Annotated in this window: 19 protein-coding genes; 13 read left to right on the top strand and 6 right to left on the bottom strand. The window is 35.9% G+C overall.

What is annotated here, in order from left to right; all coding sequences use genetic code 11:
• The first annotated feature begins 32 nt into the window (after positions 1 to 32).
• The 7 genes from dapF to NNJ85_RS03970 all read left to right on the top strand — a co-directional run bounded on the left by dapF (position 33) and on the right by NNJ85_RS03970 (position 6,508).
• Positions 33 to 884 carry a diaminopimelate epimerase gene (gene dapF, locus NNJ85_RS04000; protein ID WP_254473729.1) on the top strand — a complete coding sequence of 284 codons (852 nt, stop codon included), beginning with the start codon at positions 33 to 35 and terminating at the stop codon, positions 882 to 884.
• Positions 884 to 2,167: a tRNA (N(6)-L-threonylcarbamoyladenosine(37)-C(2))-methylthiotransferase MtaB gene (gene mtaB, locus NNJ85_RS03995; RefSeq protein ID WP_254473727.1), complete on the top strand. Its 1,284-nt coding sequence runs from the start codon at positions 884 to 886 to the stop codon at positions 2,165 to 2,167. Before dapF ends, mtaB begins: the two co-directional genes overlap by 1 nt.
• A 14-nt stretch (positions 2,168 to 2,181) precedes the next feature.
• Positions 2,182 to 3,411, top strand: coding sequence for a signal recognition particle-docking protein FtsY (ftsY, locus tag NNJ85_RS03990; protein ID WP_254473725.1), 1,230 nt, complete (start codon positions 2,182 to 2,184; stop codon positions 3,409 to 3,411).
• Positions 3,408 to 4,094 (top strand): septation protein A, encoded by a 687-nt coding sequence (locus NNJ85_RS03985; RefSeq protein ID WP_254473723.1) that lies wholly within the window; start codon positions 3,408 to 3,410, stop codon positions 4,092 to 4,094. Before ftsY ends, NNJ85_RS03985 begins: the two co-directional genes overlap by 4 nt.
• A 69-nt stretch (positions 4,095 to 4,163) precedes the next feature.
• On the top strand, positions 4,164 to 4,925 hold the full coding sequence (gene gloB / locus NNJ85_RS03980; protein WP_254473721.1) for a hydroxyacylglutathione hydrolase: 762 nt from the start codon (positions 4,164 to 4,166) through the stop codon (positions 4,923 to 4,925).
• A gap of 2 nt (positions 4,926 to 4,927) precedes the next feature.
• Positions 4,928 to 5,416, top strand: coding sequence for a hypothetical protein (locus NNJ85_RS03975; RefSeq protein WP_254473719.1), 489 nt, complete (start codon positions 4,928 to 4,930; stop codon positions 5,414 to 5,416).
• A 624-nt stretch (positions 5,417 to 6,040) separates the two neighbouring features.
• On the top strand, positions 6,041 to 6,508 hold the full coding sequence (locus tag NNJ85_RS03970; protein WP_254473718.1) for a hypothetical protein: 468 nt from the start codon (positions 6,041 to 6,043) through the stop codon (positions 6,506 to 6,508).
• Positions 6,509 to 6,530: 22 nt separating this feature from the next.
• Here the strand turns inward: NNJ85_RS03970 and NNJ85_RS03965 are convergent, their stop codons facing one another.
• The 6 genes from NNJ85_RS03965 to rho form a co-directional block, all read right to left on the bottom strand.
• A complete protein-coding gene (locus NNJ85_RS03965) occupies positions 6,531 to 7,427 on the bottom strand; it encodes a ParB/RepB/Spo0J family partition protein (RefSeq protein WP_254473716.1) in 897 nt (298 codons plus the stop codon).
• Between the two features lie 38 nt (positions 7,428 to 7,465).
• Complete coding sequence (locus NNJ85_RS03960) at positions 7,466 to 8,263, bottom strand: ParA family protein (protein ID WP_005774319.1); 798 nt, start codon at positions 8,261 to 8,263, stop codon at positions 7,466 to 7,468.
• Between the two features lie 13 nt (positions 8,264 to 8,276).
• Positions 8,277 to 8,918, bottom strand: coding sequence for a 16S rRNA (guanine(527)-N(7))-methyltransferase RsmG (rsmG, locus tag NNJ85_RS03955; protein ID WP_254473714.1), 642 nt, complete (start codon positions 8,916 to 8,918; stop codon positions 8,277 to 8,279).
• Positions 8,918 to 10,786: a tRNA uridine-5-carboxymethylaminomethyl(34) synthesis enzyme MnmG gene (gene mnmG / locus NNJ85_RS03950; protein WP_254473712.1), complete on the bottom strand. Its 1,869-nt coding sequence runs from the start codon at positions 10,784 to 10,786 to the stop codon at positions 8,918 to 8,920. The genes rsmG and mnmG overlap by 1 nt, the downstream gene beginning before the upstream one ends.
• 107 nt (positions 10,787 to 10,893) lie before the next feature.
• The gene (gene mnmE, locus NNJ85_RS03945) at positions 10,894 to 12,201 is read right to left on the bottom strand and encodes a tRNA uridine-5-carboxymethylaminomethyl(34) synthesis GTPase MnmE (protein WP_254473710.1); all 1,308 of its coding nucleotides are present in this window, start codon (positions 12,199 to 12,201) and stop codon (positions 10,894 to 10,896) included.
• Between the two features lie 31 nt (positions 12,202 to 12,232).
• A complete protein-coding gene (rho, locus tag NNJ85_RS03940; protein ID WP_005774324.1) occupies positions 12,233 to 13,498 on the bottom strand; it encodes a transcription termination factor Rho in 1,266 nt (421 codons plus the stop codon).
• Between the two features lie 557 nt (positions 13,499 to 14,055).
• On the opposite strand from rho, the gene NNJ85_RS03935 reads away from it, so the two are divergent.
• The 6 genes from NNJ85_RS03935 (at position 14,056) to polA (ending at position 20,888) form a co-directional block, all read left to right on the top strand.
• Positions 14,056 to 14,880: a pyruvate, water dikinase regulatory protein gene (locus tag NNJ85_RS03935; protein WP_254473708.1), complete on the top strand. Its 825-nt coding sequence runs from the start codon at positions 14,056 to 14,058 to the stop codon at positions 14,878 to 14,880.
• A 12-nt stretch (positions 14,881 to 14,892) separates the two neighbouring features.
• A complete protein-coding gene (locus NNJ85_RS03930; RefSeq protein WP_254473706.1) occupies positions 14,893 to 15,489 on the top strand; it encodes a Maf family nucleotide pyrophosphatase in 597 nt (198 codons plus the stop codon).
• The gene (locus NNJ85_RS03925; protein WP_254473704.1) at positions 15,482 to 16,354 is read left to right on the top strand and encodes a shikimate dehydrogenase; all 873 of its coding nucleotides are present in this window, start codon (positions 15,482 to 15,484) and stop codon (positions 16,352 to 16,354) included. The genes NNJ85_RS03930 and NNJ85_RS03925 overlap by 8 nt, the downstream gene beginning before the upstream one ends.
• A complete protein-coding gene (coaE, locus tag NNJ85_RS03920) occupies positions 16,351 to 16,938 on the top strand; it encodes a dephospho-CoA kinase (protein WP_254473702.1) in 588 nt (195 codons plus the stop codon). Before NNJ85_RS03925 ends, coaE begins: the two co-directional genes overlap by 4 nt.
• A gap of 4 nt (positions 16,939 to 16,942) precedes the next feature.
• The gene (gene dnaQ, locus NNJ85_RS03915) at positions 16,943 to 17,650 is read left to right on the top strand and encodes a DNA polymerase III subunit epsilon (protein WP_254473700.1); all 708 of its coding nucleotides are present in this window, start codon (positions 16,943 to 16,945) and stop codon (positions 17,648 to 17,650) included.
• Between the two features lie 328 nt (positions 17,651 to 17,978).
• Positions 17,979 to 20,888, top strand: a complete 2,910-nt coding sequence (gene polA, locus NNJ85_RS03910) for a DNA polymerase I (protein WP_254473698.1) — start codon at positions 17,979 to 17,981, stop codon at positions 20,886 to 20,888.
• Positions 20,889 to 20,892: the final 4 nt, after the last annotated feature.

Genomic DNA, 20,892 nt, shown 5'->3' with positions numbered 1-20,892 from the left:
TTAATAAGTAATCTTTAGAATAGAGAAATTTCATGAAAACGCCATTTAGCAAAATGGATGGTCTTGGAAATCAAATTATTGTTGCTGATATGCGCGAAAGCACACAGGCTCTTACACCACAAGCAATCCTTGCTTTATCAGCAGATCCTGAAATGCATTTTGATCAAATCATGGCTATCCACACTCCAATTCAGAACGAAGCCGACTTCCGCATTGAAATATGGAATGCTGATGGTTCAAAGGCTAAAGCTTGTGGCAATGGTACCCGCTGTGTCATTGCATGGCTCACAGACCACAATTTTGGTGAAAATTTTCGTTTAGAAACCCCCGCTGGAGTGATCGAAGGAAAATACCAAGCCGACAATCTCATTTCTGTTGATATGGGATGCCCAAATTTCAATGCAAAAGGGATGCCTGTTTCACGTGAAATAGTTGATACCAATCACGTAGAAATTACAGCTGGTCCCCTAAAAGATGCTTGTCTTGTCTCTATTGGCAATCTCCACGCTATCTTTTTTGTTGAAAATGATCTTCAACATATTCCATTAGAAAAATACGGACCAATACTTGAACATGATTCCCTTTTTCCAGAACGGTGCAATATTTCCATTGCTTGCATAACGTCAAAGAAAAGTCTAAATTTACGTACATGGGAGCGAGGAGCAGGATTAACACAAGCATGTGGGAGTGCTGCGTGTGCCAGTGCCGTGGCCGCTTATCGACGTGGTTTTACACAGCGCCATATCGATGTAAATTTACCAGGGGGAACACTTAATATTTTTTACCGAGAAGATAATCGCATTATTATGACAGGACCCATAAAATATCAATTTAGTGGTTTTTTAAATCCTTTAACAGGGTGCTATAAAAAGGATCACTCTTGATGGCAGTAGAAATTTTAACTTTCGGTTGTCGACTCAATAGCTACGAATCGGAAATCATTCGCAAAGAAAGCACTGCTTCAGGTCTAGACCAGCTCAAAAATGGTGCTATTATTTTTAATACCTGCGCTGTCACTGCCGAAGCCGTACGACAAGCAAAACAAGCTATCCGCAAAGCGCGGCGTGAAAATCCTCACGCACGCATTATTGTAACAGGATGTGCAGCCCAAACAGAAGCACAAAATTTTGCCTCAATGATAGAAGTCGATCTTGTTTTAGGGAACGAAGATAAACTTCACGCCCATTCTTATCGTCAACTTCCTGATTTTGGTATTAACCATTCCGAAAAGGTGCGTATTAATAATATTATGGAAGTACAAAAAATTGCTCCCCATATGGTCAGTGCAATGCAAGAGCGCACCCGCGCTTTTGTACAGGTACAAAATGGATGCGATCATCGCTGTACATTTTGCATTATTCCTTATGGACGTGGGCCATCTCGTTCAGTTCCCATGGGTGCTGTCATAGAGCAAATTAAAAAACTGACAGGCAAGGGGATTCAAGAAGTAGTCCTTACAGGTGTTGACCTTACAAGTTATGGTCACGATCTTCCTGGAAAAGCGACTTTAGGAAAATTAACATCAGCCATTTTACATCATGTTCCCGATTTGGCCCGATTACGCCTTTCATCTATTGATTCTATTGAAGCAGACGAAGAACTTATAAATCTTTTAGCTTATGAGAAAAGGATCATGCCCCATTTGCATTTATCCTTGCAAGCAGGCGATAATATGATTTTAAAACGAATGAAACGTCGTCATTTGCGTGAACATGCTATTCAATTTTGCCAAGAATTACGTTCCAAACGTCCTACAATGGTTTATGGTGCCGACTTAATAGCTGGTTTTCCTACGGAAACAGAAGAGATGTTTCAAAACAGTCTTGCTTTAATCAAAGATTGTAATTTAACCCACCTTCATGTTTTCCCCTTTAGTCCAAGAGAAGGGACACCTGCCGCACGAATGCCACAAGTCAACCGTAAAATAGTTAAGATGCGTGCTGAAAGATTGCGTAAAGCAGGTGAAGAGGTTTACCAAAAACATCTTGCTCATTTACAAAACAGCCAACAAACAATTCTTGTTGAAAAAGATGAAATTGGACGAACGGAAGATTATACTCTTGTACAAATTAAAGGTGCAAAAGCAGGAACAATTGTTCAAGCTCTTATCATTGACCATGATGGCGATAAATTAATTGCTGTCCTTCCAAAATTAAACGCTGCTTGAGCAGGAAAACTCTTATGACAAAATCTTTTATAAAAAAAATATTCTCTTATTCTAAATCCAAAGAGCAGAAAATAGAACAAATTTTCGCTCCTGATAAAAGCGATATAATAGAAGAAAATGAAGAGATAAAAAACAGCCAAACTTCTATAGAGAAAGAAAAAACAAAAAGTAAAAAATCAACACCTATAAAACACGATGACCTCCCCATATCTTTAGAACTCCATTCTGGTGACGTTCCTTCTTATGGCAAAATTATTGTCACAAACACCATTCGTGAAAAAAAGAGTGAAGAAACTTTACCCGAACCCTCTGTTGAACAAAAAAAGACAGCGTGGTTTGGACGCCTTAAAAAAGGTTTAGCCCTTTCTTCACAACGCCTAAGCGGATCAATTAGCGACCTCTTTGTCAAGAGAAAACTTGATGAAGAGACATTGCAAGAGCTCGAAGATATTCTTATTCAAGCTGACCTCGGTGTAGAAACGGCAACATGCATCACGAATACTTTAGCTTCCAGTCGTTATGAAAAAGATCTCTCCCCAGATGATATTCATATGATTGTTGCTGATGAAATCAAAAAAGTTTTGGAGCCTGTAGCAATACCATTAGAGCTTGATCTCAGTCATAAGCCTCATGTTATTTTGCTGGTCGGTGTAAATGGTACTGGAAAAACGACAACTATTGGAAAACTTGCCGCTAAATTAACTGAAGGGGGACTAAAAGTTATGCTTGCAGCTGGTGATACTTTCCGAGCCGCAGCGATTGAACAATTACATATTTGGGGTAAACGTACCGATTCTCCTGTTATTTCAACTAAATTGGGTGCAGATGCCGCAAGCTTAGCCTTTGATGCTTTCGAGAAGGCAAAAAAAACAAACAGTGATGTATTAATTATTGATACAGCGGGGCGTTTACAAAATAAATCTGAATTGATGGATGAGTTGGCAAAAATTATTCGTGTTTTAAGAAAACACTCTCCCCAAGCGCCCCATACAATTCTTCAAACACTTGATGCCACCACCGGACAAAATGCACTCAGCCAAGTGGAGATTTTCCGTGACATTGCCGGTGTTAATGGTTTAGTCATGACAAAACTAGATGGGACTGCACGCGGAGGAATTCTTGTCGCGATCGCAGCAAAATATAAATTACCCATTTATTTTATCGGTGTAGGAGAGAATATTGAAGACCTTCAACCCTTTTCTGCTTCTGACTTTGCCGAAACTATTGTAGGAAAACATGTATGAAACAACCTTTAACGAACCCTAATTCACACAATAATTCTGAGAAAAATATGAACAACAATAAAAAAACGCCTCTCTCACCAACATTTAAATTTCTCTTAGAAATGGGACCATTGGTCGCCTTCTTTTTTGCCAATTATAAGGGAGAATGGTTGATAAAAAACATTGAATTTTTTCAAAATTTTAGTAAGCCCATTTTTCCTGCAACAGCTATTTTTATGGTAGCAATTATTATTTCTCTAAGCTTATCGTGGATCCTTGCAAGACAAGTTCCTATTATGCCTCTTATTTCGGGAATATTTGTTCTCGTTTTTGGCTTTCTAACGCTCTGGCTTCATAATGAAACTTTCATAAAGATGAAACCAACAATCATTAACAGCTTATTTGCTTTTATACTTTTTGGTGGGATGCTTTTTAAAAAACCACTTTTACGTTATGCTCTCGACTCTACCTTAAAACTTGATGATTTAGGCTGGAAAAAACTCACCTATCGTTGGGCATTTTTTTTCGCTTTCCTTGCTCTTTTGAATGAAATCATTTGGCGTAATTTTAGCGATAATTTTTGGACGAGTTTCAAAGTTTTTGGCGTCATGCCTATAACAATTATCTTTATGCTTACCCAAATGCCTCTTATACTAAAACACTCACAAGGGCTTTTTACAGAAGAGGATAAATCTAATTCTTAAATATAACATAATTTATATTACACGTTATTGTATAAATTTTATCACTGTGCACTGTTCAGGAGAAAAGACATGTTGATTGAACAGTTTATCTGTCGAGAAGATAATTTTGGTGTACTTATTCATGATGAAAAAAGCGGTATAACAGCCGCAATCGATGCTCCTGAAAGCGCAGCAATTCACAATGCTTTAAAGCGTCGTAATTGGACACTTAACATTATTTTTGTGACTCACCATCATTATGATCACGTAGAAGCCGTAGCAGAATTAAAACAAGTGTACAATGCTATGGTTATCGGACCAGAAGCAGAAAAAGAAAAAATTCATCACCTTGATCAAACACTTCAACCTGATGAAAAAAATTTTTTTGGCTCTCATACACTTTTAGCTCTTTCAACCCCTGGCCATACCCTAGGAGCACTATCTTATTATTTTCCTGAAAAAAAATTACTCTTTGCTGGAGATACACTTTTTTCACTTGGCTGTGGACGTCTATTTGAAGGAACAGCCGCACAAATGCTAAACTCTTTAAAAAAACTTCGTCAACTTCCTGACGAAACACTTCTTTATTGTGGACATGAGTACACAAAAAATAATGCTTTTTTTGCATTGACACTTGATCCAGATAATCAAAAACTTCAACAAAGAGCAGAAGAAGTTTTTTCATTACGTGCAAAAAATGCTATGACTCTTCCTGTCACATTAGAGCAAGAAAAAGCAACAAATCCCTTTCTTCGTTGGGATGATCAAGCAATCAGAAAAAATCTTTCAATGAAGAATGCTACAGATGAAGAGTTTTTTGCTGAAATTCGAAAAATAAAGGATAATTTTTAATCATGTTTAAATTTCTACTGTTCTTTCTTTTCCTTTTTCCTTTTCTATCATATGCTCAAGAAACAAAGCAAGAAACGGATAACCCTTCCCTTACATTACCTCTCATTGCCAATTATCCCTTAACAGAAGATTTTCTTTTAAAGCTGGAAAAAGTCGAAAAAGAATGTAAGATTTTACTTCCAGAAATAAAGAATAACCCCATCACTTATGACTCTAGGACTCACTCTAGTATTGAAAATTACACGGCCTATATTTCTAATAAACCAAAACTCATGGATATTTTAGAAAAAAATAATCTTACACCTAAAGATTTCGCTGCTAGCACCTTAGCACTTATAGAAATATCAATGCTTCTTGCATTTGTACCCGAAAAGGAATATTCATTTGAAAAAAATATTATATTTCTAAATAATCTCGAATTTGTTAAAAAACATTTTTACAAAATAACGACTCTTTTAGGAAGCTGTGAAGAATTCATGTTTAAAAACTAATCAATTATAAGCTGTCGGAAAATATCTTTCCATTGTTGTATATAAGTCAACATATTGATTTATAATGGTAATTTTTCTTTAATTCATATTATATTAGAATTTTAAATACCATAGATTCTCTTATTACAACTCTCTCTCATTTTAAAACAATCACAACCATCCGCTTGCATGTTATAAGCAGAGCAGTCCGTGTGAAGTGAAACTTTACAACAAAAATATCTTTTATGAATCATCTTAAATGCCAAGAGCTTATCGCAGCAGATTGTGGGGACTATCAAAGAATGTAATGATATGGCTTACTCCTTCATAAGCATAAAAATTGGAATTCTATAATTTTCTATTATTCATAGTACCTTATTACAGAAACCATCATGAAATGGGCTTGAAAAAGCCTGGAAAATATCTTTTTTTAAATAAGCGTGTGAATTGGAAACCAGTGGCATTTTATTTTTCATGAGGAATCGTGCCCCTAATTAAAGAATGGTTCATTTTAAAATCATCACATCTTTACCATTCCGAACAATTACCTTATTTTCGGTTATATTTATAAATGATTTTTCTAAAAATAAAGAACAATAAATGAAAAATCTTTATTGAAATTCGTACAAGAAAAGGTATTTGATTATGTTTAAATTCATATTATGTTTTATTTTCCTTTTTCCTTTTGTATTATACACTCAAGAAAAAAAGCAAGAAATGGATAATTCTTCTCTTATATCACCTCTTGTGGCCAATTATCCCTTAACAGAAGATCTTCTTTTAAAGCTGGAAAAAATTGAAAAAGAATGTGAAAATTTACTTCCAGAGCTAAAAAAAGCAAATACAAAAAGTGGTTTTACCACTGATAACGATCATCTTGAGGAATATATCACTTATATTTCTAGTAAACAAGAACTCGTAAATATTTTAAGAAAAAACAATCTCACGCCCAGAGATTTTACTATTAGCAAACTTGCACTTCAAGCAACATTAATTGTGCTTACAAATGAAGAAACTTTTCCTCATGAACAAAATATTATACCTTCAAGTAATATTGAATTCGCTAAAGAACATATGTATAGAATGATCAAAATTTTAAAAGGGAATTGTTAAAAAGGTCTTTTAAAATAATTGATTAACTTTGTAAACGACGGCAAATTTCATCTAATTGTTCTAATGAAGAATAATGTATTTTTAAATCACCACCTTTTTTACCATGCCGAATGATAACTTTCATTCCAATGACATCTGCAAGTAATTTTTCTAAAGATTTTGTTTCTGCATCCTTCTCCACAGTGGTACGTTTTTTAGTCTTAGGATTAGCTTGCTCATAGGCAAGTATTTCTGTTTGACGTACCGAAAGCCCTTCACGGATAATTTTTTCAGCTAAATCTTGTGGATTATCAACAGTTATAAGACATCGCGCATGTCCCGCAGAAAGTTGTCCATCCGTCAAGAATTGTTGTACTTTTTCTGGAAGTTTTAACAAACGAAGCGTATTAGCAACATGACTACGACTTTTTCCAATAACGTGTGCTAAATCAACTTGTGTATAATCATGTTCATTCAGGAGCATCTCATATCCTTTTGCTTCTTCAATAGGATTAAGATCAGCCCGCTGAACATTTTCAATAATAGCCAATTCCAAAGCGGTTTTATCATCCACATCACGAACAATAACGGGTAATTGACTTAAATTTGCACGTTGTGCAGCACGCCAACGTCGTTCACCCGCAATTAACTCAAACCGATGGGGATGACCTTTTAAAGGTCTTACAACAACAGGCTGAACCACACCGTGCTGACGAATTGATTGTGCCAAATTATCAAGCTCTGTTTCAGTAAAATGACGCCGCGGATTATGAGGATTACATGAAATAGATTCAAGAGGAACAAATCGTTCGGAAATACTACTGGATTCGGTTAATTTATCAAAACTTGATGAACGTGCAAGATTATTGTTTAAATTGATATCGCCAATCAATGCTGCTAATCCACGTCCTAGTCTTTTTTTTGAGAGATCATCATTCATAATTTTTCTCTTTAAACCTTTATATATTTTTTATATTTCTAAGCAGCAGCGCGTGCTTGTTTTTCACGTTGAATCATTTCTGATGCTAAACGTAGATAAGCTTGGCTCCCAGCACATTTGAGATCATAAAGCAATACAGGTTTACCAAAAGAGGGTGCTTCTGATACTCTTACATTTCGTGGAATAACAGTACGATAAACTTTATCTCCCATAAAAGAACGTACATCTTCAACAACTTGATTTGAAAGATTATTCCGTCCATCATACATAGTGAGAACAATACCTTGGATTTCTAAAGATGGATTAAGAACGGATCGCACTTGTTTTACTGTTTCAAGCAATTGGCTTAAACCCTCAAGCGCTAAAAATTCACATTGCATAGGTACCAAAACGGAATCCGCAGCTCCCATAGCATTCAGTGTCAGAAGATTAAGTGATGGTGGACAATCAATTAAAATATAATTGAATTTTTTTTCCATTTCTGGATCATCGTATAGAGCTTTACGCAAGCGTCGTATACGGTCTTGTGATGAAGAAATTTCCATTTCTACACCTAAAAGATCAAGTGTAGAAGGAACGATGTAAAGATTGGGTACAGCTGTTTTTAAAGCCGCTTGTGTAATTGAAACTCCTGAAACCAGAACATCATAAGACGACAAAGGACGACTATTACGATCAATTCCCAAGCCTGTACTTGCATTACCTTGTGGATCAACATCCATAATAAGGACATTTTCACCAATGGCTGCTAAAGCTGTTGCAAGATTAATTGCTGTGGTTGTTTTTCCGACTCCACCCTTTTGGTTTGCAATAGCGATAATTCTTGTTTCGCTCATTTTGCTTTACCCTCTAATATGATCGAATATGAGAAATTTCTAAAATAACAGAATTTTCATCAACTTTACTTTTATGTTTTAACAGATCAAAGTGCCAATTGGCAGAGGCATTTTTTATTTCTGTAGCGTAATCCCGACCTTTTTGCAAAAGAGCGATTGTTTTTTCTGTTAATAAAGGAAAAATAAGCGGTAAAAGAATATTGAGCGGCGCTAATCCCCGCGCCGTTATAATATCGGATATGGGAATCTTTTGATATACATCTTCAATTCTAGCATGATAAACCGTTGCAGGAAGATTGAGTTGAGCAATAACCGTTCGCAAAAAAGCAACTTTTTTTCCATTACTTTCAACAAGATTAATGTGCCCTGTTCCTTTTTCTTTCAAAAAGATAGCAATCACTATTGCGGGAAAACCTCCTCCTGATCCTAAATCACACCACTGTAAAGAATGAGGATACAAAGGAAAAATTTGTGCTGAATCTAAAATATGCCGTATCCATAGATCTGGTATTGTGGCAGCAGATATCAAATTAATATGCGCATTCCATTGAAGTATTAAAGACTCAAACTGAATTAAATTTTCCATCGTTTCACGTGAAACAGAAGGAACTATATTTAATAATTGCTGATATTTTTGTTCTATAGAAAAATCCATTAAGCTGTTTTAGCCTTTTCACGTCGTTGACGTTGAATATATGTAATAATAAGAGATAACGCGGCGGGTGTCATACCATCAATTTTTTGTGCATCGGCAATTGAACGCGGTGACATTTCTTGAATTTTTGATTTAAGCTCATTTGAAAGACCTGAAATTGCCTGAATATCAAGAGATAGAGGAATTTCTAAACGTTCATCCCTCTGAAGAGAAGCAATATCTTGTGCTTGTTTATCTAAATAAACCGCATATTGTGCTTCAATTTCTAAAGATTCCACTGTTTTAGAATCAATTGTTTGTAGTTGTGGCCAAAAATGTGAAAGACGCTCTAAAGTCATATGAGGATAAGCAAGAAAATCATAAGCCGAACGCCGAATTCCATCATGATTCACATGTAATCCATGAGCGGAAGCTTCATTCGGTGTTAAAAAGAGATTTTGGCATATTGATCGTGCTTGATCAAGCCGTTGTTGTTTTTTCTGATAACAATCCCAACGTATTTTACTGACAATACCCCATTCTTGTGCCAAGGGTGTCAAACGCGTATCAGCATTATCAGATCGTAAAGATAAACGAAACTCAGCACGTGATGTAAACATTCTATAAGGTTCATAAACACCGCGTGAAACTAAATCATCAACCATAACACCAATATAAGCCGTAGAACGACTTATAAGTATTTCATCTAATTTACCCACTTTACGTGCCGCATTTAATCCAGCCAATAGTCCCTGTGCTGCCGCTTCCTCATATCCTGTTGTCCCATTAATTTGTCCTGCTAAAAACAAACCTGCTAAAGAGCGTAATTCTAAACTTCTCGTTAATTGTTGAGGATTGACAAAATCATACTCAATAGCGTAACCAGGTTGTAAAACTGTAGCATTTTCCAATCCTTCAATGGTTTTCAATAGGGAAATTTGTATGTCTTCAGGAAGAGAAGTAGAAAGACCATTTGGATAAACTGTATCATCATTTAATCCTTCTGGTTCTAGGAAAATCTGATGTCCATCACGTTCCCCAAATTTAACAATTTTATCTTCAACTGAGGGACAATAACGGGGGCCTAATCCTTCAATATTTCCAGAATATAAAGCAGAACGATGAATATTATCACGAATAATTTGATGTGTTTGCGCATTCGTACGTGTTATTGCACATTCAATTTGTGGCTGTTCAATTTTCTCTGTTAAAAGAGAAAAAGGAACAGGATTTTCATCTGCTTGTTGTTTTAGAAGACGATCCCAATCAATTGTTTTTTTACTCAGACGCGCAGGAGTTCCAGTTTTTAATCGCCCAAGCTTTATAGCATAATTTTTCAAACGTTCAGCAAGTTGCACACTTGAGGGGTCCCCCATACGGCCAGCAGCCCACGTTTTATTACCAATATGAATAAAACCATTTAAAAATGTCCCTGTCGTCAAAACAACAGCACCAGAAAAAATTGCTCCTTGTTTTTTTAAAACAACACCTGATACACAATGATTTTTAAAAACCAAATCAATAACTTCATCTTCAATGAGCGTAAGATTTTCTTGCTCTTTTAAGAGCTTTTGAATGGCTTCTTTATAAAGTTGCCGATCTGCTTGTGTCCGTGGACCTCTTACTGCTGGTCCTTTACGTCGATTAAGGAGTCTAAACTGAATTCCAGCAGCATCTGCTGCACGTCCCATGAGACCATCTAATGCATCTATTTCACGAACCAGATGTCCTTTTCCAAGTCCCCCAATAGCAGGATTACAGGACATTGTTCCCAATGCTGATATTTTATGTGTCACAAGTGCTGTATGTGCTCCTACACGCGCTGAAGCTGAAGCTGCTTCACAGCCAGCATGACCACCACCAACAATGATAACATCATATGATTGCATTTAATTCATTCCATAGAGAATAATTCTAAGGTTTCACGTGAAACAGAATATAAAATACATAATCTTTTAAATCTGTCTATGAAATAATCAATGTTTCACGTGAATCATTATTTACCAACACAAAACTCTGAAAAAATAATATCAAGCAAATCTTCAACATCAATATCTCCCGTAATTTTTCCAAGAAAATTACTTGCACGACGGAGATGTTCTGCACGTAAACTGAGATCAAGAGAATGATAATTGAGAGAATTTTCAATTTCCTTAACAGCTTCCTTTAAGAGTTGAAGTTGTCTTTTTCGCGCCGGAACAAGGTTCCCAACTTCAGAAGCACGATGATGACAAAATGATTCAAGTGCTTTGATAAAACAATCAAAATTTAAACCCGTTAATGCAGAAAATTGTATAGACCAGCACTGGTCATTTTTTTTATAAAGATCAAGCTTATTACCAACACGCCATATTTCAGCCGATGTTTCTGGTAAATCGACTTGCTTAGGATTTCCTATATCATAAACCAAAATAACCAAATCAGCTTCTCTAACATGCTGTTTAGCAACTTCTATTCCTAATTGTTCTATTTTATTTTCTGCTTTTCTAAAACCAGCAGTATCCGTTAAAAAAATAGGTAAACCAGCAAAAATAAACCTCATTTCTAAAGCATCACGTGTTGTCCCTGCCTCATCTGTCACAATAGCAACAGACTTTCCTGCAAGACGATTCATAATGCTTGATTTTCCAGAATTTGGAGCCCCCGCAATAACAATTTTTAATCCATCACGTAAAATACTTGCACGCTCTCCTTCAGCAATATGTTCTCGAAGAGAAATACAAAGATCTTCCACATCTTTCCAAATTTTATTAGATATTGTGTTGGGAATATCTGCTTCATCAGCAAAATCAAGTTCTGCTTCAATAAAAGCACGCGCTTTCATAAGCTTATGGCGCCAATCACGATAAAGTGTCGTTAAATGTCCACTTGTCCCCATCACCGCTAAACGCCGTTGGCTCTCAGTTTCTGCTTCTATTAAATCAGCCAAACCTTCTGCTTGAACAAGATCTAATTTCCCTTCCATAAATGCACGACGTGAAAATTCACCTGCCTCAGCCATACGGCATCCAGAAAATGTAGATAATTCATCAAGAAAACGATTAACAACTGCTTTTCCGCCATGCAAATGGAATTCTGCACAATCTTCTCCTGTAAAACTATGAGGAGCGGGAAAAAAAACAGTTAAAGCAGAATCTAAAAAACTACCATCACGAGCAGTAAGATTTCCATAATGCATAAAGCGTGCTTTAGGTAAACAACCACAAAGCGTTTTAACTACATGCACAACATGAGGACCAGAAAGCCGAATGACTGCAACCCCTGAAGGTAACAATCCACTCGAAACAGCAAAGATTGTATCCACAGGTTCTATCCTAATAAAAACTTTAATGACTCTATGTATTCATTGAATCAAAAAATTCACTATTGTTTTTTGTTTGCTTTAATTTATCAATCAAAAATTCAATTGCATCTGTTACATTCATAGGCGCTAAAATACGACGAAGAACAAAAATTTTGTGTAAATCTTGTCGTGCGACTAAAAGCTCTTCTTTACGCGTTCCTGACTTCAAAATGTCCATAGCAGGGAAAATACGCTTATCAGCAACTTTTCGATCAAGAACGATTTCCGAGTTACCAGTTCCTTTAAATTCCTCAAAAATAACCTCATCCATACGGCTTCCTGTATCAATCAAAGCCGTTGCAATAATGGTTAAAGATCCACCTTCCTCAATATTACGTGCAGCACCAAAAAAACGTTTTGGACGCTGCAAAGCATTTGCATCCACACCACCTGTCAAAACCTTACCTGAAGAAGGAACAACCGTATTATATGCGCGCCCCAAACGTGTAATCGAATCCAGAAGAATAACAACATCACGACCATATTCAACGAGGCGTTTGGCTTTTTCAATGACCATTTCTGCCACTTGTACGTGACGTATTGCAGGTTCATCAAAAGTAGAAGAAACGACCTCTCCTTTTACTGAACGCTGCATATCCGTAACCTCTTCTGGTCGTTCATCAATCAAAAGAACAATAAGATAACATTCGGGATGATTAGTGGTAATAGAATGAGCAATATTCTGAAGGAGAACTGTTTTTCCCGTCCGAGGTGGTGCAACAATTAATCCTCTTTGTCCTTTTCCCAATGGAGATATCAAATCAATCACGCGCGATGACATATCCTTCTCTGTAGGATCTTGTATTTCCATTTGGAAGCGTTCATTTGAATAAAGAGGTGTGAGATTATCAAAGTGAATTTTATAACGAATTTTTTCAGGTTTTTCGAAATTAATTGTATTAATTTTAAGAAGAGCAAAATAACGTTCCCCTTCTTTTGGGCTTCGTATAGGACCTTCGATGGTATCGCCTGTTTTTAGAGAAAATGACTGAATTTGTGAAGGTGAAAGATAGATATCATCAGGTCCAGGAAGATAATTAGCATCAGCAGATCGCAAAAATCCAAATCCGTCTTGTAAAACTTCAACAACGCCTTCTCCTATAATTTCTACATCTTGTAGAGCAAGTTTTTTCAAAATTGCAAACATTAATTCTTGTTTGCGCATAAGGGAAGCATTTTCAACTTCTAATGTTTCAGCAAAAGAAACAAGTTCGACGGGATTTTTGCTTTTAAGTTCTTGTAGTTTCATTTTTTGCATGAAAGATGCTCTTTAAATTTAAGGAGAGAATTATCCTGAACAATTTATGGAGATTTTGTAGAATGAAATATTCTCAAGAAAAAATATTTTACACTCGATTTTTTCAATCTGCAAGTACCATTTATATGAAAATTTATTCGTGCAATATTAAATTATATAAAAAATAATTAAATACAAATAGTATTAAATTATTTTACAACAAAAATATGAACTTAACCTATATAGCATTAATGAAATTCCATTCAAGAGTATTTTTCCAAAACTTTTTATTAATAAATTTATATTAAAGGTAAGGATTCTTTTTATTTAAAACTGTGTTTAGTGTGAATTATTAGTTACACTTCATTTATCCTCAATTTTATCCACAAAAGAGAGGATAAAAAGAATAAAAATAACACTATCTTAAAGATATTATCCCCTCTTTTTTCTCATAAGCAGCGTTCAATTATCACAAGGGATTTATTTGTGCATAATAATGGAAGATTTTTTCTAAATTTTAGTTTTATAAAAAAGTCTAAAGATATATACACATGTCTTAACAAGGAGTTAAAATTTTTGTGACAAAAGAAAAAAAATCCTTTCATTTACACATGCTTTCTGATGCAACGGGGGAAACTTTAATCTCTGTTGGAAGAGCTGTAGCATCCCAGTATACAATGAGTCAGGCAACAGAACATATCTATCCTATGATTCGTAACAAAATACAGTTACAAAAAGCTCTTGATGAAATACAACAAGAGCCAGGTATTGTTCTTTACACAATAATTGATGAAGAACTTAAACTTCTTCTTCAAAAAAGATGCGAAAAAATAAAAGTTCCCTATATTGATATATTACATCCTGTTTTTAATGCTTTTCAGTCTTATCTTGGAATGCCAACTCATTTACGTGCGAGCGCACAACATGATCTTAATGCTGATTATTTTCGCCGTATTGAGGCATTGGATTTTACTATAGAGCATGATGACGGGCAGTCTTCCAGTAGCTTATCTGAAGCGGATGTAATTCTTGTAGGAATTTCAAGAACCTCTAAAACGCCAACAAGTATCTATTTAGCAAATCGGGGGATCAAAACGGCCAATGTCCCTCTTATTCCTAATATTGATTTACCAGAATCCCTTTTAGAGGCAAAAAATTCTTTAATTATTGGTTTAATTGCTTCAGCTGAAAGAATCTCACATATTCGCCAAAATCGTGATTTGGGAGAAGGTCTTGCTCTTGATAGTTATACAAATCGTATTAACATAGCTGAAGAATTAATCTATGCAAAACGCATTTGCGAACGTTTTGGTTGGCCTATTATTGATGTCACAAGGCGCTCTATTGAAGAAACTGCAGCGGCAATATTTGAACTTTTATCACGATTTCGTGAAGGAAAATGAGAGAAAATTCTCATGAACACAGAGACATTAATATTAGCATCTCTTAGTTTTTATCGTGCACAATTATTGAAAAAAGCAGGTTTAAATTTTTTGATTGAAGGAGCTTCTTTTGATGAAAGAGAAATAGAAAAAAAAGCAAAAGAAAAAACACCTAAAGAGCTTAGCTGTTTTCTTGCGCGTGCAAAAGCAAAAAATGTTTCAGATCGTTTTCCTGATGCTTTTGTTATTGGTTGTGACCAAGTGCTTGATTTAGAAGGTCAAGTTTTTCATAAAGCAACAAATATTAAGGAAGCACATCAACGTTTATGCGAATTGTCAGGAAAAACACATTCTCTTCATAGTGCGGTAGCTTTATTTAAAAATGGTCAAAAAATTTGGATTGAAGCTTTTAGTGCACATATGTCCGTACGTTTACTTTCATCAAAATTTATTGAACGTTATTTAGCGCGCGTAGGAAAAGATGTTTTAAACAGTGTGGGAGTCTATCAAATTGAAGGGGAAGGGATTCAACTCTTTGAAAAAATTGATGGAGATTTTTTCACTATTGTTGGTTTACCTTTGCTCCCTCTACTCGTAAAATTACGTCATTTAGGGATCATCGATGGTTGACTTAACAATAAAAAAAACAAATTATCCCCGCGCTTTTGTTGTTGGTTTTCCTATTCATCATTCAAAATCGCCAACAATTCATAATTTTTGGCTTAAGCAATATGGTTTACAAGGGGAATATCTTGCACAGGAAGTGGCTTCTGAAGAATTCAACCATTTTATTAGTTCTTTACAAAAAATGGGCTTTTGTGGAGGAAATGTTACTCTACCTCATAAACAGGAAGCCTTTCTTCTGGCAGATTATAAAGATGAGAAAGCAACAATAATTGGTGCTGCTAATACACTTTGGTATGAAGGAGATAAACTTTGTGCCACAAATAGTGATGCTTATGGTTTTAGCGCTAATCTTGATGATTTTGCATCTGATTGGGAAGGGGAAACAGCTCTTGTCTTTGGCGCAGGTGGTGCGGCACGCGCTATCCTCTATGCTTTAAAAGAACGCGGATTTGAACAGATTTATTTAGTTAACCGTACAAAACAACGCGCTGATAATTTAGCCCAACATTTTGGAAAACCCATTAAAGTCTATGATTGGCATAAAATTCATGAAATACTTTATAAAGCTGATTTGATTGTTAATACAACGTCCATTGGCATAAAAAATCCAGAAGAAAAAAATGATTCTTTTTTTTGTGATTTTCATAAAGCAAAAAAAACAGCATTAGTAACAGATATTGTTTATACACCATTGATAACTCCTTTTTTACAACAGGCAAAAGCTTGTGGTCTAAAGACTGTTGATGGGTTTGGGATGCTTCTCCATCAGGCTGTTATAGGTTTTGAACGGTGGTTTGGAATAAAACCACAGGTAACAAAAGCCTTACGGGAAGCTATTTTAGAGGATATGAGTGAAGAGAGAGAATGAAGATCATAGGATTGACGGGATCAATTGCTATGGGAAAATCAACAGTTGCTGATTTTTTTAAGCAAGCGGGTGTTTCTGTTTTTAGTGCTGATGAGGCGGTACAACAGCTTTATAAAAGTGAGCCAGCTGTGTCGCGCATAGAGCGTATTTTTCCTAGTGTTGTTGAAAATGGTGAAGTTAATCGTTTGAAACTTTCTGAAATTTTGATTGATGATAAGGAAAAATTACAAACATTAGAAAAAATAATTCATCCATTGGTGCAAAAAAAAGAAAAGGAATTTATTGATACAGCACGCCACCATGGAGAAAAATTAGTTATTCTTGATATTCCACTTCTGTTTGAAAAAAATGGTGAAAGTCGTGTAGATAGCGTTATTGTTGTTTCTGCTCCACCAGAAATACAAAAAGAGCGTGTGATGATTCGCCAAGGGATGAATGAGAAAAAATTTGCCTTTATCAATGCGAGGCAAATGCCAGATGAAAAAAAACGGAAACGTGCTGATTTTATTATTGATACAGGAAAAGATTTAGAGAATACACGTCAACAGGTTTTTGATGTGATAAAAAAATTGCTAAAGAATTGAAGTTATGCGGGAAATTATTTTTGATACAGAAACAACAGGTTTAGATAAAGAGAAAGATCGCATAATCGAAATTGGTTGTGTAGAAATGGTTGATCGTTATCTTACGGGACGCCAGTTTCATGTTTATTTAAACCCTGAAGGCGTTATTATTCCTGATGAAGTGGTAGCAATTCACGGATTAACCAATGAACGCTTAAAAAACGAAAAAAGTTTTAGTGATATTGTTGATGAATTTTTGGAATTTATCAATGGTGCAACCATGATTGCGCATAATGCGAGTTTTGATATAGGTTTTATTAATGCAGAATTAAAGCGCGTCAATAAGCCGCTTATCAGTGTTGATAATATTCTTGATACATTGGCTATGGCACGGCGTAAATTTCCTATGGGTCCTAATTCTCTTGATATTTTATGCAAACGTTTTGGAATTGATAACAGCCATCGTGTTCTTCACGGCGCTTTGCTTGATGCAGAGATTTTGGCCGATGTTTATATTGAACTGATTGGTGGAAAGCAAGGCGTATTGGGTTTTGAGAACAGAAGGAATGTTGATGAACATACCCAAAATGATAAAGGCACATCTTATGCAGTTAGATCTCGTCCACAGGCTTTACCTTCAAGATTGGCTGCACAGGAAAAAAGGCTGCACGCTGATTTTATCAGAAAAATGGGTGAAAAAGCTCTTTGGAATAACTTCAAAATTCATGAATAACATCCCTACCTTATCTCTAAAAAAGTTACTTAAGATTAAGAATGAAAAATACGGATGTCAAAAAAACGGTCGTTGTGGGGAGGGGAACACCACAACGACCCTGTCGCTACATCGTACCTCAGCTATCATAGGAGGAGCAAAATGAAAGCTATTAATCCTGTAACAGCAAAGAAAAGCTCTAGGTACGTAATATAAAGTGTAACGACTTCATGTCTTATGAAAAGAAAAAATGGCTTTTTAGAGGCAAAATGAAAAAAATTAAAATAAAAGTGAAAAAAATATATAAGGGGAATGTGTTTTTTAGCTGAAATGGAGAAATAAAATTGTCATGAAAGCAACAGATCATCTTTTGTTGGTTGACGGGTCAGGCTATGTTTTTCGTGCTTACTACGCTTTACCGCCTTTAAAACGTAAAAAGGATGGACTTCCTATAGGAGCCGTAGCTGGTTTTTGTAATATGTTATGGAAATTACTTTGCGATGCTCGTAACACAGCGACAGGTATTGTTCCAACACACTTTGCTGTTATTTTTGATTATTCATCTGATACTTTTCGAAAACAAATTTATCCTCAATATAAAGCGAATCGCTCTGAACCTCCTGAAGATTTAATTCCTCAATTTGCGTTAATACGCCAAGCAACAAAGGCTTTTAATTTGCCTTGTATTGAAAAGGAAGGCTTTGAAGCGGATGATTTGATAGCGACCTACGCACAATTGGCAACAAAGGTTGGTGCAAAAACAACGATTATCTCTTCTGATAAGGATCTTATGCAACTCGTCAATAAGCATGTATCCTTGTATGATGGAATGAAAGACAAGCATATAGGTGTCTCAGAAGTTATAGAAAAATGGGGCGTTCCCCCTGAAAAGATGATCGATTTACAAGCATTAATTGGAGATTCGACGGATAACATACCAGGGATTCCAGGAATTGGACCAAAAACCGCCGCTCAGTTGTTAAATCAGTTTGGTTCTCTTGATCTTTTGTTGCAACGTGTGACTGAAATTAAACAAACAAAACGACGTGAAAACATACAAGCTTATAGTGAACAGGTTAAAATTTCTCGTGAACTTGTTAAGCTTAAAACAGATGTTCCTATAGACAGTGATTTAGATGATTTTATTTTGGAGCCACAAGATGGGCCACGCTTAATTTCTTTTTTGAAAGCAATGGAATTTTCAACATTAACGCGTCGCGTAGCAGAGGCGACAGCATGCGATGCAGCTGTTATTGATGCACTGGATATAGATATTGAATGGGAAAAGCCTAAGTACCAGCATGATTTTAATACCAAGAACATCGAACAAAAATCTCGTCATGAATTTTCTGAAAATTCTCCACAAGCTTTTGCACAAAAACGTAAAGATCAAGCACTGACTCAAAAAGTTACAAGAGAGACTTATACAACAATTCTTAATGAGAAAATTTTAAAAGAGTGGTTATCACAAGCACAAGAACAAGGCTTTTTTGCTTTTGATACTGAAACAACTTCTCTTGATCCAATGCAAGCAAAGCTTGTTGGTTTTTCACTCGCATTACAGCCGGGAAAAGCGGCCTATATACCTCTTGAACATTTTGATGAAGGAGAGGAAGATCTTTTGAGGGGTGGGCGCATTGCTTCCCAGATTGAGACTCAAAAAGCTTTAGCACTTTTAAAACCGATATTAGAAGATTCTGCAGTATTAAAAATTGGACAGAATATAAAATATGATTGGTTGGTGATGAAGCAATATGACATTGTGATACGTTCTTTTGATGACACCATGCTTTTGTCCTATGCTTTGGATGCTGGAACTTTAACCCATAATATGGATGATTTATCGGAACGTTGGCTTGGACATAAACCAATTGCCTATAAGGATTTAACACATAACGGAAAAAAAATTACTTCTTTTGCACAAGTAGATTTAAGGCAAGCAACCCTTTATGCGGCGGAAGATGCGGATATAACGCTACGTCTTTGGCAAGTTTTGAAACCGCAACTTGTCTCTCAGGGTATGACAAAAATTTATGAACGCCTTGATCGACCTCTTGTAGAAGTTCTTGCAAGAATGGAAGAACGCGGGATTCTTATTGATCGGCAGATTTTATTGCGCCTTTCAGGAGAATTGGCGCAAGCTGCTTTGATTTTAGAAGAAGAAATTTATAAACAAGCGGATGAAAAATTTAATCTTGCTTCGCCAAAGCAATTAGGGGATATCCTTTTTGGCAAAATGGGATTGCCTGGAGGCGCTAAGACAAAGGGTGGCCAATGGTCAACTTCTGCACAAACCTTAGAAGAGTTATCTGCTGAAGGTCATATTTTACCGCGTAAAATTATTGAGTGGCGTCAACTTGCAAAGTTAAAATCGACCTATGCCGATGCTTTACCTTCTTATATTTTACCAAAAACAGGCCGTGTTCATACGAATTATTCTTTGGCAATAACGTCAACAGGGCGGTTATCATCATCAGAACCAAATTTGCAAAATATTCCAGTACGAACTGCTGAAGGACGTAAGATTCGAACAGCTTTTATTGCTTCCAAAGGACATGTTTTGCTTTCTGCTGATTATAGTCAAATTGAATTACGCATTCTTGCACATATTGCGGATATAAAAGCATTAAAAGAAGCTTTTGCTGAAGGACATGATATTCACGCTATAACGGCGTCAGAAATGTTTGGCGTTGCGATAGAGGGAATGCCTTCAGATACACGACGGCGTGCAAAAGCGATTAATTTTGGTATTATTTATGGTATTTCAGCTTTTGGATTAGCCAATCAATTAGGGATTTCACGCCAAGAAGCAGGGCGGTATATTCAACTTTATTTTGAAAGATTTCCAGGAATTAAAGATTATATGGAAAAGACTAAAAGCTTTGCGCGTGAGAATGGTTATGTAGAAACAATTTTTGGACGTCGTATCCATTATCCAGAAATAAAAGCAGAGAATGTAAAAATTCGTTCTCTTAATGAGAGAGCGGCGATCAATGCTCCCATTCAAGGTTCTGCGGCCGATATTATTCGCCGTGCTATGATACAGATGGAAGATGCTTTAAAAGAAGAAAGTCTATCAGCAAAAATGTTGTTGCAAGTGCATGATGAACTGATTTTTGAAGTACCAGAAGAAGAAAGTAAAAAAAACATAGCTGTTGTTAAAAATGTCATGGAAAATGCTACAATGCCGATTTTATCTTTATCTGTACCCCTTGAAGTGAAAGTTATGACGGCTCAAAATTGGGATGAGGCTCATTAACTTT

The organism is Bartonella sp. B1098, from assembly GCF_944896145.1.
Lineage (GTDB): Bacteria > Pseudomonadota > Alphaproteobacteria > Rhizobiales > Rhizobiaceae > Bartonella.
The sequence above is the reverse complement of the archived record's forward strand: the minus strand, read 5'-3'. Positions and strand labels throughout refer to the sequence as shown.

Bases quoted from the DNA above. Each gene is read 5' to 3' on its own strand.
- dapF (WP_254473729.1), top strand. From the start codon at position 33: ATGAAAACGCCATTTAGCAAAATGGATGGTCTTGGAAATCAAATTATT.
- mtaB (WP_254473727.1), top strand. From the start codon at position 884: ATGGCAGTAGAAATTTTAACTTTCGGTTGTCGACTCAATAGCTACGAA.
- ftsY (WP_254473725.1), top strand. From the start codon at position 2,182: ATGACAAAATCTTTTATAAAAAAAATATTCTCTTATTCTAAATCCAAA.
- NNJ85_RS03985 (WP_254473723.1), top strand. From the start codon at position 3,408: ATGAAACAACCTTTAACGAACCCTAATTCACACAATAATTCTGAGAAA.
- gloB (WP_254473721.1), top strand. From the start codon at position 4,164: ATGTTGATTGAACAGTTTATCTGTCGAGAAGATAATTTTGGTGTACTT.
- NNJ85_RS03975 (WP_254473719.1), top strand. From the start codon at position 4,928: ATGTTTAAATTTCTACTGTTCTTTCTTTTCCTTTTTCCTTTTCTATCA.
- NNJ85_RS03970 (WP_254473718.1), top strand. From the start codon at position 6,041: ATGTTTAAATTCATATTATGTTTTATTTTCCTTTTTCCTTTTGTATTA.
- NNJ85_RS03965 (WP_254473716.1), bottom strand. From the start codon at position 7,427: ATGAATGATGATCTCTCAAAAAAAAGACTAGGACGTGGATTAGCAGCA.
- NNJ85_RS03960 (WP_005774319.1), bottom strand. From the start codon at position 8,263: ATGAGCGAAACAAGAATTATCGCTATTGCAAACCAAAAGGGTGGAGTC.
- rsmG (WP_254473714.1), bottom strand. From the start codon at position 8,918: ATGGATTTTTCTATAGAACAAAAATATCAGCAATTATTAAATATAGTT.
- mnmG (WP_254473712.1), bottom strand. From the start codon at position 10,786: ATGCAATCATATGATGTTATCATTGTTGGTGGTGGTCATGCTGGCTGT.
- rho (WP_005774324.1), bottom strand. From the start codon at position 13,498: ATGCAAAAAATGAAACTACAAGAACTTAAAAGCAAAAATCCCGTCGAA.
- NNJ85_RS03930 (WP_254473706.1), top strand. From the start codon at position 14,893: ATGAACACAGAGACATTAATATTAGCATCTCTTAGTTTTTATCGTGCA.
- NNJ85_RS03925 (WP_254473704.1), top strand. From the start codon at position 15,482: ATGGTTGACTTAACAATAAAAAAAACAAATTATCCCCGCGCTTTTGTT.
- coaE (WP_254473702.1), top strand. From the start codon at position 16,351: ATGAAGATCATAGGATTGACGGGATCAATTGCTATGGGAAAATCAACA.
- dnaQ (WP_254473700.1), top strand. From the start codon at position 16,943: ATGCGGGAAATTATTTTTGATACAGAAACAACAGGTTTAGATAAAGAG.
- polA (WP_254473698.1), top strand. From the start codon at position 17,979: ATGAAAGCAACAGATCATCTTTTGTTGGTTGACGGGTCAGGCTATGTT.